This window comes from Streptomyces sp. NPDC058375 (assembly GCF_042723425.1).
Taxonomy (GTDB): Bacteria; Actinomycetota; Actinomycetes; order Streptomycetales; family Streptomycetaceae; genus Streptomyces; species Streptomyces durocortorensis.
On the sequence record NZ_JBHXJG010000175.1, the window covers coordinates 1 to 15,459 of the forward strand.

Annotated in this window: 10 protein-coding genes and 1 pseudogene; 8 read left to right on the top strand and 3 right to left on the bottom strand. The window is 73.2% G+C overall.

Features of this window, described 5'->3' with window-relative positions; genetic code table 11:
• The 3 genes and pseudogenes from ACFWM7_RS24575 to ACFWM7_RS24585 form a co-directional block, all read right to left on the bottom strand.
• Positions 1 to 235 (bottom strand): annotated as a pseudogene (locus ACFWM7_RS24575) (hypothetical protein); the annotation flags it as partial.
• A gap of 126 nt (positions 236 to 361) precedes the next feature.
• Positions 362 to 2,362: a sensor histidine kinase gene (locus tag ACFWM7_RS24580; RefSeq protein WP_383264000.1), complete on the bottom strand. Its 2,001-nt coding sequence runs from the start codon at positions 2,360 to 2,362 to the stop codon at positions 362 to 364.
• 82 nt (positions 2,363 to 2,444) lie between these two features.
• Positions 2,445 to 3,155, bottom strand: coding sequence for a response regulator transcription factor (locus ACFWM7_RS24585; protein ID WP_383264003.1), 711 nt, complete (start codon positions 3,153 to 3,155; stop codon positions 2,445 to 2,447).
• A 140-nt stretch (positions 3,156 to 3,295) separates the two neighbouring features.
• Between ACFWM7_RS24585 and ACFWM7_RS24590 the strand changes: the two genes are divergently transcribed.
• The 8 genes from ACFWM7_RS24590 to ACFWM7_RS24625 all read left to right on the top strand — a co-directional run.
• Positions 3,296 to 5,473 carry an AAA family ATPase gene (locus ACFWM7_RS24590; RefSeq protein ID WP_383263978.1) on the top strand — a complete coding sequence of 726 codons (2,178 nt, stop codon included), beginning with the start codon at positions 3,296 to 3,298 and terminating at the stop codon, positions 5,471 to 5,473.
• Between the two features lie 78 nt (positions 5,474 to 5,551).
• Positions 5,552 to 7,291: a hypothetical protein gene (locus tag ACFWM7_RS24595; protein ID WP_383263981.1), complete on the top strand. Its 1,740-nt coding sequence runs from the start codon at positions 5,552 to 5,554 to the stop codon at positions 7,289 to 7,291.
• A gap of 174 nt (positions 7,292 to 7,465) precedes the next feature.
• Positions 7,466 to 8,767 carry a cytochrome P450 gene (locus tag ACFWM7_RS24600; protein ID WP_383263983.1) on the top strand — a complete coding sequence of 434 codons (1,302 nt, stop codon included), beginning with the start codon at positions 7,466 to 7,468 and terminating at the stop codon, positions 8,765 to 8,767.
• Positions 8,764 to 10,017, top strand: coding sequence for a cytochrome P450 (locus ACFWM7_RS24605; protein ID WP_383263986.1), 1,254 nt, complete (start codon positions 8,764 to 8,766; stop codon positions 10,015 to 10,017). Before ACFWM7_RS24600 ends, ACFWM7_RS24605 begins: the two co-directional genes overlap by 4 nt.
• A 36-nt stretch (positions 10,018 to 10,053) precedes the next feature.
• On the top strand, positions 10,054 to 10,893 hold the full coding sequence (locus ACFWM7_RS24610; RefSeq protein WP_383263989.1) for an ATP-grasp domain-containing protein: 840 nt from the start codon (positions 10,054 to 10,056) through the stop codon (positions 10,891 to 10,893).
• Positions 10,894 to 11,342: 449 nt separating this feature from the next.
• Positions 11,343 to 12,845: an aldehyde dehydrogenase family protein gene (locus tag ACFWM7_RS24615; RefSeq protein WP_383263991.1), complete on the top strand. Its 1,503-nt coding sequence runs from the start codon at positions 11,343 to 11,345 to the stop codon at positions 12,843 to 12,845.
• Between the two features lie 98 nt (positions 12,846 to 12,943).
• Complete coding sequence (locus ACFWM7_RS24620) at positions 12,944 to 14,563, top strand: GMC family oxidoreductase (RefSeq protein WP_383263994.1); 1,620 nt, start codon at positions 12,944 to 12,946, stop codon at positions 14,561 to 14,563.
• A partial coding sequence (locus tag ACFWM7_RS24625; RefSeq protein WP_383263997.1) for a glycine betaine/L-proline ABC transporter ATP-binding protein occupies positions 14,560 to 15,459 on the top strand: 900 nt, incomplete at its 3' end. The genes ACFWM7_RS24620 and ACFWM7_RS24625, both read left to right, overlap by 4 nt.

Sequence of the window (15,459 nt, forward strand, 5' to 3'; positions counted from 1 at the left end):
CGCCCGCAGCCACACCGCCGCGCGGGGTCGCCGCCGGGGCGGCGTCCTTCGGGGCTTCGGACGGGGCCTCCGCGGCGGCCTCGCTCCGCTCCGGGGCCGGTGTGGCCTCGACGGGCGCCGACGGCTTCGGGGAGGCGTTGGCGAAGGCCGCGGTGGACGGGACCAGCACCGCGCCGGCCGCGACAGCGGCGAGAACGGCGGCACGCAGGGTGAGGCGAGAGGTGAAAGCGGTCATACGGATGGCTCCATTCCATACTCGGCCCCGTGACGTTCCCGGATGCCGGTTCGCACCGGGGACGGGGCATGCCGCCAGGCTGGCGTGGAGATATGAAGAAGCTGTCAGAACGCTGTGGTCATCCCATCAGGGGCCGGACGGCGGCCTTGCCCCGGGCAACCGGAGGGCGAACGTCGACCCCTCGCCCTCGGTACTCGTCGCCTCCACCGTGCCGCCGTGCGCCTCGATCAGTTTGCGGACGATGGCCAGGCCGAGGCCGCTCCCGCCCGTGCGACGGCTGCGGGACTTCTCGGCACGCCAGAACCGGTCGAAGACATGGGGGAGGTCGTCTGCGGGGATACCGGATCCGGTGTCCGTCACCTCGATCACCACCGTCCCGCCGCTCCGCCCGGAGGCGTCTGGCTCTGAGGCGTACGCGCGCAGCGTCACCCGTCCGCCCTCCGGCGTGTGCCGTACGGCGTTGGACACCAGGTTGCCTACCGCCTGCCGGAGCCGTACCGGGTCCGCGGACAGGGCCGACGGATCCGGGGCGGTGGTCGTCGCCGCCACCGTGAGCGTGACCCCCGCGTTCTCCGCCCGCGCCTGGTGGGCGGCGGCGACCTGGCTCAGCAGCTCCCGGACCTCGACGGGTTCCGGGTGCAGTCGCAGCACCCCGGCGTCGGCCGCCGCCAGGTCCTGGAGGTCGTCGATGATGTGCTGGAGCAGCACCGCCTCCTCCAGCAGCGAGGCGACGAACGCCGGGTCGGGGTCGGCCAGTCCGTCCTGGGCGGCCTCCAGCCAGCCCCGGATGTTGCTCAGCGGGGTGCGCAGCTCATGGGCGACATCGCTCACCATCGCCTTGCGCTGCTCCTCCAGCCGCGCCCGGTGCGCGGACATGTCGTTGAACGCCGCGGCCAGCCGCCCCACCTCGTCGTCCCCCAGAACGGGCACCGACGCCGGCTCCTTCCCGTCCCGCATCCGCTGCGCGGCACCGGTCAGCGCGTGCAGCGGGCGCACCAGCCGGGCTCCCGCGAACACCGACGCGCCCACCGTGAGGGCAAGGACCAGCGCCGCGGCACCGGCGATCTTGGCGGTGTTCGCGGGGGAGAGGTCGAAGCCGGGCAGCGTCGCGCCGCCCTCGTCGCCGATGAAGAGGAGGGCGGGAGAGGCCACGTACGAACTGAGCTGTTCGCTCCGGGCCGTTCCCACACAGGACGCGATGGCCCGGTCGTTCTCCCCGGTCCGCTCCGGCGTCTCGACCGACGGTGCGGCCTCTTCCGCGGGGGCGTCGCTCGGCGCCGGTACGGGACGCGGGGCGAGCGGCCCCGGCTCGCCCGGCACGGCCACCGGGCCCGGGTCGCCCCAGGACAGGTCGTTGTTCAGCCGTACGCCCTCGCGGCCCTGCCGCTCCAGGCAGGCGTCGGACAATCTGGTGAGCGCGTCGAGCGCCTTCTGTTCCGAACGGGTGGGCGTGTCCAGGGCCGCGAGATCGCAGCGCGTGCCCAGCGCGCGTTCGGGATCATTGCCCACGACCTGCACCCGGGGGCGGCCGCTCGCGCCGACCACCACGTCCGAGGCGATCCCCGCCCGGTTCAGGCACTCCACCTTGTCGTCGGCTGTCCGCCGCAGCGCCCGGCTGTCGGCCGCCGACAACCGGAACGGCCCCACCGCCCGGGGATCGATCCGGTCGGCCGCCGTGCCCTGCCCGTCCGCGCCGCGCGCCGCCAGGACGGTGTCCACGGACAAGGGGTCGACCACGGCCGACGCCTGCGGCGGGAGCGGCGGGGCGCTCTCCCCGGTGGCGGAGTCCGCGAGCGGCTGCCGGCCCTGCGTGGTCAGGGCGACCCGGCGGCCCGACTCCCGCGCCAGCTCCCGTACCGTCGCACCGACCCCGTCCCAGGTCGGGTTGCGGGCGGCGTACTCCAGCAGGGTGTCGTAGATCCGGGCGTCCGCGGTGAGGTTCTGCCCCTGCTCCTGCTTGATCGCGCCCGAGGTGGTCTGCACGGCGATCCAGGCCGTGGCCGCCACCGAACACGCGGCCACCAGCGCCGAGACGGCGAGCAGCCGCCCCAGCAGACTCCGGCGCAACGGCAGCCGCGCCCGGTCCTGCCGCCGCAGTGGCAGCCGTGCTCGATCCGGCCGGCGCAGTGGCAACCGCGCCCGATCCGGCCGCCGCAGTGGCAGCCGCGCCCCGTCTTGCCCCTCCCGCCGAGCCCCCTGCCCGCGTGCCCTACGCACGCCGGGCCGCGGCCTTCGCCGGGTCGGTGAGTTTGTAGCCGACGCCGAAGACGGTGAGCAGCCGTTCCGGCCGTCGCGGGGCCCGCTCGATCTTCTTGCGCAGGTTCATCACGTGCACGTCGACGGTCCGGGCGCTGATGTAGCGGTCGAACCCGTGGAGTTCCTCCAGGAGCCGCTGCCGGCTGAACACCCGGTCCGGACCCGCCGCCAGGGCCGCCAGGATCCGGAACTCGCCCGGGGTGCACTCCACCGTCCCGCCGCCCACCGACACCTCGTGCCGCTCCGGGTCGACCACGAGGGCGCCGACGCACAGGACCGGGTCCTCGGCCACCGGCTCCGGGGCGGCGGGCCGCCGGGTGCGCCGCAGCAGGGTGCGGACCCGGGCCATCAGCTCGCGCGGGCTGTAGGGCTTGGTCATGTAGTCGTCGGCGCCGAGGTCGAGACCGAGCAGGAGATCGTCCTCGGTCGAGCGGGCCGTCAGCATCAGCACCGGTAGTTCGCGGTTCTCGGCCCGCAACACCCGCACTACGTCCAGGCCGTCGGCCCGGGGCATCATCACATCGAGGACGAGCAGGTCGGGTTCCCGGTGCCGTACGGCGTCGAGCACGGCGAGGCCGTCGCCCACGACCCGTACGACGTGTCCCTCCCGTTCCAGATAGCGGCGTACGAGCTCGGCCTGCTTCTCGTCGTCCTCGGCAACCATGACGTCTGCGCACACGCCCCCGATCGTAGAGCGGCCGGACTACAGTGCGAGGCCGGGGCGGGTTCCGGAACACGGAAGCCGGGAAGGGAACCGGCGCGTTCACCTGCGCGAGGGTGGCCGCACCGGCGGAAGGAGACGGGTTGAACAGCCTCGGTACCGACGGCGGCGGAACGGCGCACCACACGGCGTACAACACGGTGTCGGGGGACGCCGTCATCGTCGGGCCCGTCCTGATGGCGCAGCACATCGAGGGCCTGCGGATGCCGGACAGGGCCCCCGACGTCCCGCCGAGCCAAGGGCCCCCGCCCAGCCGGGTGTTCGTCAACCGGACGAAGGAACTCGCCGGTCTGCGGGACGCCGCCGTGGCCCTGGCCGACGAACCGGAGCCCGGGGTCCTGCTCGTGGTCGGCGTCGGCGGGGTCGGCAAGACGGCCCTCGTGGCCCAGAGCGTACGACGGGAGCTCAAGGAACTCTTCCCGCAGGGGCAGCTCTACGTCGACCTGGAGGATCTACGGCGGGACGGTGTCGTCGATCTCGCGGCGGTCCTCGGCCGGTTCCTGCGCGCCCTCGGGGTCAGCAAGGACTATGTGCCCGCCGGGCTCGCCGAATGCACGGCCCTCTTCCGCAGCGTCGCCGCCGGGAAGCGGCTGCTGGTGATGGTGGACAACGCCCAGCACGCCCCGGAGGCCCGGGCGCTCGTGCCGCCGAAGGGGCTGCTGGTGGTGACCGGCCGCCGGGCCCTGCCGTCGCTGCTGATGGACGGGGCCGTGCTGATCGGCGTCGATCCGCTCGACGAGGCGGCGGGGACGGAGCTCGTACGCCGCTGGCACGCGGACGCCGACGAGGAGACCGCCGCGGACGTCGTACGGCTGTGCGCGGGGCACCCCTTGGCGCTGCGGGCCGCGGTGGAGTGGCTGGCGGCGCGACCGCATCTGACCCTCGAAGACGTGGTGCGAGATCTGACGGCGGCCGGACGGTACGGAACGGGCGGCGACGGCGTACAGGAGGCGAGGGCAGCGGCCATGGGTGCGAGCGAGGGACCTCAGGAGGGCGGGGGTGGCGTCGGCGAGGCGGTCGACACGGTGCTGGACTCGGTGGTCGCCGAGGTGTCCGAGCCCACCCGGCACCTCTACGACCTGCTCGGGATCCTGCCCGGCACGACAGCGACCACGGATCTCCTGCGGGCCACGGGCGCCGTCCGGGTCGACGAGGCGCTCGGCGAGCTCGTCTCGTCCCGGCTCGCGGTCCTGGTGGAGTCGCCGGACCGGCCCCGGCGCTGCCGGCTGCACGACGTGGCGCGGTCCCATGCCCGGCTGCGCGCACGGGCGTTGCCCGAGGACGGGCGGCGGTCCGTGCTGCGGCTCGCGGTGGACTTCTACCGGGACGCGGCGGCGCACGCCGACGCCCTGGTGCTCGGCGACCGCTTCAGGATCCAACCGCCGCCGAGTCGGACGCTCGCCGGACTCTCCGCGAAGCAACCGCTGTTCGCGAGCCGGTCCGAGGCGCTGGACTGGCTGGACGCGGAACGCGTCAACCTTGAGCACGTGATCCGCACCGCGGCGGAACACGAGTGGTACGAGGACGTCTGGCGGCTGTACGAGTCGCTGTGGGCGCTCTACCACAGCCGTAAACACCTCGCCGACTGCGTCGCTACCGGGCGGCTCGGCATCGAGGCGGCCCAGCACGAGGCCCGCCCCGACGTGGAGATCCGGATGCGGAACCAGGTGGCTCGGGCCGCGTACGAAGGGGGCGACCTCGACCACGCGGACGCCGAGCTCGCCGCGGCCACCGACCTGCTGGGCCTGGCCGCCGACCCGCGGCTGAGCGGCGTGGTGTGGGAGACCCGCGGGCTGATCGCCCTGGCTCGTGAAGAGCCCGATGTAGCCCGGGAGTTGTTCGAGCGGGCGCTGGAGGCCAACCGCGCGGTGCCGGACCCGCACGGCGTCGTCGTGCAGAGCTACAACGTCGGGCAGGCGCTGGTGGCCGGCGGGCGGTGGACCGCCGCCCTCGACGTACTGGACGCGGCGGCCGACGTCGCCCGGGCCACCGGCGACGCTCCCATGCTGCCGCGGATAGAGCTGGTACGCGCCCGGGCCCTCGGCGGACTCGGCGAGCTGGACCGGGCGGCGGCGGCGGCCGTCGCGGCGGCCGACGGCGCGGCGGGGCTGGGGCAGCTGGCCAAGTTCGACCAGGCACTCGCGCTGCTCGCCTCCCTGGCCGGGCGGGCCGAGGAAGAACCTCTGCGGGCCGCGTACGAGGAGAAGCTGCGGGCGTTGCGGCAGGCGGTGGGGCTGAAGCCACCGGACCGCACGGGCTGACGCCGGGCCCCCGGCCTCCTCCTCTCCTTTCCTTCTCTCCTTGTTCCTTCCTCTTCGTTCCCTCCCCTTTCCGGAGCCATGTTGTCCTCGGTGTCATCACTGCTGAGCCGCCCCTCCAGCTGGTTCCGTCGGGCCGGCCGGTCGGCCCCGTCCCGCTGGAACACCTGGGATCCGCCGAGGGCCGAGGTGCTCGGAGTGGCCCGGACGCTCACGTCCGCCACCCGCGTGGTGGACGTGATGCATCTGCTGCGGAGCGAGGACGGCATCGAGAAGTTCTACACGGTCAATCCGGGATCGGCGTTCGCCGACGGCCTCGACTCCTATCTGTCGGGCCTCGGCATCCAGGTGCTGAGCTGGGAGGAGGCGACGCGGCGCTCCTTCGACCTGGCCGTGAGCTGTTCGGTGCATCCGACGATGCGCCGGCTCGACGCCCCGCTGATGGTGCTGCCGCACGGCGCCGGGTACAACCGCCTCGTCACCGAGTCGACCGGCGACGCGCTCGCCCCCGCCGGGCTGTCGCGGCGGGAGCTGATGTGGCGGGGCAAGGTCGTCCCGAAGGCGATCGGCGTCTCCCACCAGGGTCAGATCGACCGGCTCACCGAGACCTGCCCCGAGGCCGCGCCGTACGCCGTGCCGGTCGGCGACTGGTGCTTCCAGCGCATCACCGCGAGCATGTCCCACCGGGACCGCTACCGGGCGCGGCTCGGCGCGGTCGACGGGCGGCGGCTGGTCGTCATCCACTCCACCTGGAGCGAGCACTCGCTGCTCGGGCGCCACCCGGAGCTGCCGCTGCGGCTGGTCACCTCGCTCCCGGCCGACGAGTTCGCCGTCGCGGCCGTCTTCCACCCCAACGTGTGGGCCCGGCACAGCCGCGCCGGGGTGTTGGAGCGGCTCGGGGCCGCGATGGACGCCGGGCTCATGATCATTCCGCCGCAGGAGGGCTGGCGCGCCGCGGTGGTGGCCAGCGACTGGGTGGTCGGCGACCACGGCAGCACGTCGTTCTACTCGGCCGCCGCGGACCGCGTCACGCTGCTCGCGGCCACCGGCCTGGACGAACTGGATCCCCTCTCGCCCGCCGCCGCGTTCGGCCGGGGCGCGCCGCGGCTGGACCCCGAGGGGGACGTCCACGCGCAGCTGCTGGACGCGGCGGGGAGGCACGACCCGACGACGCTGAGGCCCGTGGTCGACGCGCAGCTCGCCTCGGTCGACACCTCCGGTGAGCTGACGCGGGCCCGGATGTACGGGTTCCTCGCCGGGCGCGGGGTCCGGGTACCGGGGGAGGCGCCGCGGCCCGTTCCCGTACCGGCGCCCGAACCGGTGCACCGGGCGGCGGTCACGGCGTACGACGTGACGGGCACCCACGACGCGTGGGGCGCCGTCGAAGTCCAGCGGCGGCCTCTCGTCGCGGGGCACCACACCGAGGCCCGCGGCTTCTACGCCGTCACCACCGAGGAGAACCACCCCCACTGGCCGCACGCCGCGGAGGTGCTGGCCCGTACGGTCGCGGACGCGGAGGTGGCCGCGCTCGACTGGATCGCGGACGCGGCCCTCCGCCACGAGAACCTGAACGTCCTGGTCGCCCGCCTGGACGAGACCCGCTGCCTCGTACGGCTGCGCGGCGGACGGCAGTTGGAGGCCCGCGCCGAACGCGCCTGGGGCGCCCGGCGGCCCTCGCTCGACCCGGTACTCCTGGGTTCTGCCGTCAATCTGTGGCTGACCGGCCTGGAACGGTCGAAGGACCTGACGGACGGACTGACGCTGCGCACGGGGGAGTGGAGCGTCCAGGTGGCCTTCACCCCGCCGGCGTCGATCTTGTGATCATAGATACGCGGGCGTCGTAGGGAATACAGCCCCAAGTGGGTCTGCTTCGGTCGGAGTTCGGGCCAAAATGAGCGCGGACAGCGCCCAAGGGTTCACGGAACCTCCTTATAGTGGTGCCGCGTTGATCGTATGGTCGCAACGCGCGAAGTCGCCGCCACTGGAGTCCGTACGATGACGAACCCCTCGTCCGCCACGCCCGCGTCCACGACCGGCGCCGGTGGAGGCTGCCCCCTGGGCGCCGGTACGGGTGCCGTCGCGCTCGGCGGGCCCGGCTTCTGGGCCGAACCGCAGGAGCTCTACCGGTCCATGCGGCGCGATCACGGGCCCGTCGTCCCGGTCGAGCTGCCCGGCGGCGTTCCAGCCTGGCTGGTGATCGGCTACCGGGAACTCCACCAGGTCACCAGCGACGGGGAGTTGTACCCCCGGGACGTCTCCCTGTGGAACCAGTGGGAGAACATCCCCGCCGACTGGCCGCTGCTGCCCATGGTGGGAACCCCGATGCCGTCCATCTACTTCACCGCCGGGGCCGAGCACCGCCGCCACGTCGACATGGTCGTCCCCGCCCTCGAAGGGGCCGACCCCTTCGAAACCCGGCAGCACTGCGAGCAGTTGGCCGACCGGCTCATCGACGCCGTGTGCAGCCGGGGAACCGCCGACCTCGTCGCCGAGTACGCCGAGCCGCTGCCCGTCCTCGTGCTCGCCCGGCTCGTCGGCTTTCCCGACGACGAGGGCGCCGACATCGCGCGGGTGCTGAAGGACCTCGCCGACGGCGGGCCCGACGCCCAGAAGGCGCACCTGCGCTTCGGCGAGCACATGCAGAAGCTCGTCGCCGACAAGCGGGCCCGGCCCGGCGACGACGTGACCTCGCGGATGCTGGCCCATCCCGAGCCGTTCACCGACGAGGAGTACGCGCTCGACCTGATGGCCGTCACAGCCGCCGGGCACCTGACCACCGCCGACTGGATCAGCAACTCCACCCGGCTGATGCTCACCGAGGACCAGTTCGCCGACGCGCTGTCCGGCGGTCGGCACAGTGTCGCCGAGGCCATGAACGAGGTGCTCTGGGAGGACGGCCCCACTCAGATCCTGGCCGGCCGCTGGGCCGTGCGGGACACCCGGCTCGGCGGCCGGGACATCGCCCGCGGCGACCTGCTGCTCCTCGGCCTCGGCGCCGCCAACGCCGACCCCCACATCCGGCAGCAGGTCACCGCTTCCGCCGTCCGCTCCGGGCAGGGCGGCAACAGCGCGCACCTCGCGTTCAGCCACGGCGAGTACCGCTGCCCCTTCCCCGCCCAGGAGATCGCCGAGATCATCGCCCGTACCGGCATCGAGGTGCTGCTGGACCGGCTGCCCGACCTCGAACTGGCCGTCCCCGCCACCGAACTGGTCCGCCGGCCGTCCGCCTTCCTGCGCGGGACGACCGCGCTGCCCGTCCGCTTCACCCCCGTACGCACGACAGGAGACGCGTTGTGAACTGCCCGCACGCCGAAGCCGCACCAGCCGGCCGGAACACCGGGGTCATCACCATCGACCCCATGGTCCAGGACCTGGACGGCGAGACCGCACGGCTGCGCGACGCCGGGGTCCTCGCCCGGATCGACCTGCTCGGCGTCCCGGCCTGGGCGGTGACCCGGCATGCCGAGGCGCGCCAACTCCTCGTCGACCCGAGGCTGGTGAAGGACATCGATGCCTGGGGCCTGTGGCAGAGCGGCGTGGTGACACGTGCATGGCCGCTGATCGGCATGATCGACGCCGGACGTTCCATGTTCACCGTCGACGGCTCCGAACACCGCCGGCTGCGCACCAAGACCTCCCAGGCGCTCACCCCCCGCCGGCTGGAGGCGATCCGCCCGGACATCGAGAAGTTCACCGACGAGCTGCTGGACGCCCTCGACGCCGCACAGGGCGAGGACGGGGTCGTCGACCTCAAGGCGGTCTTCGCCCAGCCGCTGCCGATGAAGGTCGTCGGCATGCTCATGGGCGTCGACGAGTCCCAGCACGCCATGCTCACCCGGCAGTACAAGGCGTTCTTCTCCATGCTCACCCCGCAGGACGAACGCCTGGCGCTGCTCGCCGAGTTGGACGTCTTCTACACCGACCTCGTACGGGAGAGGACCGCCCGCCCCACCGACGACCTCACCAGCGCGCTGATCCTGGCCGAGGAGGGCGGCGAACCGCTCACCGAGGAAGAGGTGGTGGGCAACCTCAAGGCCATGGTCGCCGCCGGGCACGAGACCACCATCGGACTCGTCCTCAACGCCGTACGCGCCCTCCTCTCCCACCCCGACCAGCTCCGCGCGGTGCTCGCCGGAGAGATCGGCTGGGACGCGGTGGTCGAGGAGACGCTGCGCTGGGACACGCCCACCACCCACCTGCTGATGCGGTTCGCCACCGAGGACATAGCCCTCGGCGACGACGTGATCCGCAAGGGCGAGGGAGTCGTCATCTCCTACCGTGCCATCGGACGCGACATCGAGCAGCACGGCCCCGACGCCGACGCCTTCGACATCACCCGGCCCACGCGGGGCCGCCACATGACCTTCGGCCACGGCCCGCACATCTGCCCCGGTGCGGCCCTGTCGCGCGTCGAGGCGGGCATCGCGCTGCCCGCCCTGTTCGCGCGCTTCCCCGGCCTGCGCCTCGCCGTCCCGGACGAGGAGATCACCAAGCTTCCGGTGATGACGCAGAACGACATGGCCGCCTTCCCCGTCCTCCTGGGCTGACGGGGCGACCGGCGGGGCGGGGGAGGAGAGGGCGGCATGACATCCGGACCGGGGTTCCTGGCGCTCGCGCCGCACCGCTCGGGCACGGCCTCCCTCCTGGCCGACGCGGCCCGCCGCCGCGGCATGGAGGTGACGGTCCTGCCCGCCGACAGGGTGCCCGAGCGGTACCGGGAGAGGGATGCCGGGCACTACTACGGGGGCCCGCGCTTCGCCGCCCGGGTCGCCGGCCCGCTCGGCGTGGCGCTCCTGGAGCCGCACGACGGATGGCTGGACGCCCTGCCGCCCGCCTTCACCGGCCGCGACGTCCGCCGGGTGCCCCTCTCCGAGGCCCGCCGCCGCACCGGCCCGCTCTTCGTCAAACCGCCCACCGACAAGAGCTTCCCCGCCGCGGTCCACCCGGACGGCTCCTGCCTCCCGCCGCCCCCGCCCGGCTCCGGCGACCCACTCGTCCAGGTCAGCGAAGTCGTCACCTGGGAGGACGAGTTCAGGCTCTTCCTGCTGGACGGCGAGATCCGCACCGGGTCGCAGTACGCCGTGTACGGGCACCTCGACGCCGCCCCCCTGGCGGGCCATCCCCAGGAGGCCGCCGTGCGAGCCTTCGCCCACCGGCTCGCCGAGGAGTGCGGGGACACCCTGCCCGGAGCCGTTGTCGTGGACGTCGGACGGCTGCGCCGGCCCGGCCGCGCCCCCGCGTGGGCGGTCGTCGAGGCCAACATGGCCTGGTTCAGCACGGTGTACGCCGCCGACCCCGACCGCGCCCTGGACGTGGTGCTCCGGTCGGCGGGCCCCCTCGGCCTGGTGCCCGAACGGGACCGGGAGTTCTGCCCCACCTCGACCACCCGGAGCCCCTGCCCGCCCACGTACCCGGCCGGCTGAACATCAACGACCGCCGCGATCTGCTCGGTTCGCCGCCGCACCGGTGTTCCCGGGCCGGGCCGAGGACATCGCGAGGGACAACCGGCAGCCGTTCCCCGCCGCCCACAGCGCTTACTGGAGCGCCGTCCACCGCGCCATCGCGGAGCGGCTGCCGTGACCGCCGATGTTGTCCCCGCGGCTGCCGTGAGCGCGGGCGCCGTCGACCCGGCACGGGTGGTGGCCCTCGTCGTCACCCGCCTGACCAGCACCGGGCCGCCCTTCTCGGGCCCCGGGAGCACCCCGCCGGGCCCGCCGCGCGTGAGGCGCATCACTCTGCGTGAAATTCTCGGCATACATTCTGCGGGATGGGGGAGGGGTCCAGGCCGCTGGTGCGCCATACGTCGGCCCGCCATGCGTACGCCCCGGCCGAACCGGAGGGGGCATTTCAGGCACGGAAGGCGAAAAACGACATGTCGGCGCTCAATACCATCCACATCGACGGCACCTGGCGGGCCGCCGGATCAGGCGCGACGCGCGAGGTCCTGGACCCCGCCGACGCCACGGTCCTGGCCGTCGTCGCGGAGGGCGGGGCCGAGGACGCCGACGCGGCGATCGCGGCGGCGCGCCGCGCCTTCGACGACGGCCCCTGGCCGCACAAGCCCGTCGCCGAGCGGGCCGGGCTGCTGCGCCGGGTCGCCGAGCTGCTCCAGCGGGACCGCGAGGAGATCGCGATCACCGAGAGCCGCGACACCGGCAAGACCCTGGAGGAGGGCAGGGTCGACGTCGACGACGTGACGAACGCCTTCCGCTACTTCGCCGACCTCGTGATGAACGAGAGCGGCGGCCGGGTCGTCGACGCGGGCGACCCCGACGTCCACAGCATCGTCGTCCACGAGCCAGTCGGCGTCTGCGCCCTGATCGCCCCCTGGAACTACCCCCTCCTCCAGGCCAGCTGGAAGATCGCCCCGGCCCTCGCCGCCGGCAACACCTTCGTGCTCAAGCCCAGCGAGGTCACCCCGCTCTCCACCGTCCACCTGATCAAGCTGCTCGCCGAGGCCGGGCTCCCCGCCGGGGCCGCCAACCTCGTCACCGGCGCGGGCGACCCGGTGGGCGCCCGGTTCTCCGAGCATCCGGACGTCGACCTGGTCTCCTTCACCGGCGGCCTCGCCAGCGGTACGAAGGTGGCCCAGGCGGCCGCCCCGACCGTGAAGAAGGTCGCCCTGGAGCTCGGCGGCAAGAACCCCAACGTGGTCTTCGCCGACGCCTGCGCCACCGACGAGGGCTTCGACACCGCCGTCGACCAGGCCCTGAACGCCGCGTTCTTCCACAGCGGCCAGGTCTGCTCCGCCGGTGCCCGCCTGATCGTCCAGGACTCGATCAGCGAGCGGTTCGTCACCGAACTGGCCCGCCGCGCCGACGCCATCCGCCTCGGCCGGGGCACCCTCGACGGCGTCGAGTGCGGCCCCCTCGTCTCCGCCCAGCAGCTCGCCAAGGTCGAGGCGTACGTCGCCTCCGCCCGCGAGGAGGGCGCCATCGTCCGGGCCGGCGGCGAGCGCCCGGAGTCGAACGACGTACGGCCCGAGGGCGGCTACTTCTACCGGCCGACCGTCCTCGACGGCTGCCACCGCGAGATGAAGGTGGTCCGCGAGGAGACCTTCGGCCCGATTCTCACCGTCGAGACCTTCCGTACCGAGGAAGAGGCCATCACCCTGGCCAACGACACCGACTACGGTCTCGCGGGCGCGGTCTGGACGACGGATGCCGGCCGGGCCCGCCGGGTCGCCGGACGGCTGCGCCACGGCACCGTCTGGATCAACGACTACCACCCCTACCTCCCGCAGGCCGAGTGGGGCGGCTTCGGGAAGTCCGGCACGGGCCGTGAGCTGGGCCCGACCGGCCTCGCCGAGTACCGCGAGTCCAAGCACATCTACCAGAACCTCAACCCGCGCCCCCAGCGCTGGTTCGCCGGCTGACGCCTGCTGGGGCCCCGGGGGGAGCCAACCCCGGGGCCCCGCCCGGCTGTTCGCAGCACCACGTACACGCACGAACCTTGCAGAAGGAGCAGTGACCGATGCCTTCCACCCCCCGCAGCACCGCCGTCCCCGACCCCGAAGGGCCCGTGGCCGACTACGTGATCGTCGGCGGCGGCACCGCCGGATCGGTCATCGCCTCCCGGCTCACCGAGGACCCGGACGTGACCGTCACGGTCATCGAGGGCGGGCCCACCGACATCGACCGCGACGACGTGCTGACCCTGCGCCGCTGGCTCGGCCTCCTCGGCGGCGACCTCGACTACGACTACCCCACCACCGAGCAGCCGCGCGGCAACTCCCACATCCGGCACAGCCGCGCCCGGGTCCTCGGCGGCTGCTCCTCGCACAACACCCTCATCAGCTTCAAGCCGCTGCCCGGTGACTGGGACGAGTGGGCCGAGGCGGGCGCCGAGGGCTGGGGCGCGGCCGCGATGGACCCGTACTTCGCCAAGCTGCGCAACAACATCGTCCCGGTCGACGAGAAGGACCGCAACGCCATCGCCCGCGACTTCGTCGACGCCGCCCAGGCGGCGGCCGGAGTCCCGCGCGTGGACAGCTTCAACAGCAAGCCGTTCCACGAGGGCGTCGGCTTCTTCGACCTCGCCTACCACCCCGAGAACAACAAGCGCTCCTCCGCCTCGGTGGCCTACCTCCACCCGCACATCGAGGCCGGCGACCGCCCGAACCTCCGCATCCTGCTGGAGACCTGGGCGTACCGCCTGGAGCTCGACGGCACCCGCGCCACCGGCGTACACGTCCGTACGAAGGACGGCGAGGAGATCCTCCTGCGCGCCGCCCGTGAGGTCATCGTCTGCGCGGGCGCGGTGGACACGCCCCGGCTGCTGATGCACTCCGGGATCGGCCCGCGCGAGGACCTGGAAGCGCTCGGCATCGACGTCCGCCACGACCTTCCGGGCGTCGGCGAGAACCTGCTCGACCACCCCGAGTCCGTCATCGTCTGGGAGACCGACGGGCCCATCCCGGAGAACTCCGCGATGGACTCCGACGCGGGACTCTTCGTCCGCCGCGACCCCGAATCCCGGGGCCCGGACCTGATGTTCCACTTCTACCAGATCCCCTTCACCGACAACCCGGAGCGGCTCGGCTACGAGAAGCCCGAGCACGGGGTGTCGATGACCCCGAACATCCCCAAGCCGCGCAGCCGGGGCCGCCTCTACCTCACGAGCGCCGACCCCGAGGTGAAGCCGGCCCTGGACTTCCGGTACTTCACCGACGAGGACGACCACGACGGCCGCACCCTCGTCGACGGCATCAAGCTCGCCCGGGAGATCGCGGCCACCGAGCCGCTGGCCCACTGGCTGAGGCGCGAGGTGTGCCCCGGCCCCGAGGTCACCTCGGACGAGGACATCAGCGAGTACGCCCGCAAGGTCGCGCACACCGTCTACCACCCGGCGGGCACCTGCAAGATGGGCGCGGACGGCGACCAGCAGGCCGTCGTGGACCCGCAGTTGCGCATCCGTGGCCTTCAGGGCATCCGGATCGCCGACGCGTCCGTCTTCCCGACCATGCCCGCCGTCAACCCGATGATCGGGGTCCTCATGGTCGGCGAGAAGTGCGCCGAACTCCTCGCGGACCAGGCGCGCGGCACCGCGCCGGCCGCCGGAACCAGCACCAGCACCGGAGGCGATGCCCGATGACCGGAACCGAGACTCTCAAGGCCGCCGAGCCCGCCGGGAACACGGGAGCCGGTGACAACCCGGTGTTCTCCGTACGTAACCTCTGGAAGGTCTTCGGCCCCAAGGCCCACCGGATCCCCGGCAGCGAGCACGCCTCGCTCCCGCCCGCCGAACTGCGCGAGGCCACCGGCTGCACCGCCGCCGTACGCGACGTCTCCTTCGACGTCCGCAAGGGCGAGGTGTTCGTCGTCATGGGCCTGTCGGGCTCCGGCAAGTCGACCCTCGTACGCTGTCTGACCCGGCTGATCGAGCCGACCAGCGGCACCCTCGCCATCGACGGCGAGGACGTCCTCGCGATGGACCGCTCCCGGCTGCGCGAACTGCGCCGCCACCGCGCCGCGATGGTCTTCCAGCACTTCGGGCTCCTGCCGCACCGCACGGTGTTGGACAACGTCGCCTACGGCCTGGAGATCCAGGGCCTGAGCAAGACCGAACGCCGTGCCAAGGCAACCGAGTTGGTGGCGAAGGTCGGTCTGGCCGGTCTGGAGGACCGCCGTCCGTCCCAGCTCTCCGGCGGCCAGCAGCAGCGCGTCGGCCTGGCCCGCGCGCTCGCCGTCGACCCGTCCGTCCTCCTCTTCGACGAGCCGTTCAGCGCACTGGACCCGCTGATCCGCCGCGAGATGCAGGACGAGGTGGTCCGCCTCCACCGCGAGGAGGGCCGCACCATGGTCTTCATCACCCACGACCTCAGCGAGGCCCTGCGCCTGGGCACCCGGATCGCGCTCATGCGCGACGGCGGCATCGTCCAGCTCGGCACCCCCGAGGAGATCGTGGGCTCGCCCGCCGACGACTACGTCCGCGAGTTCGTCCGGGACGTCCCGCGCGAGCAGGTCCTCACCGTCGCCACCGCCATGCGG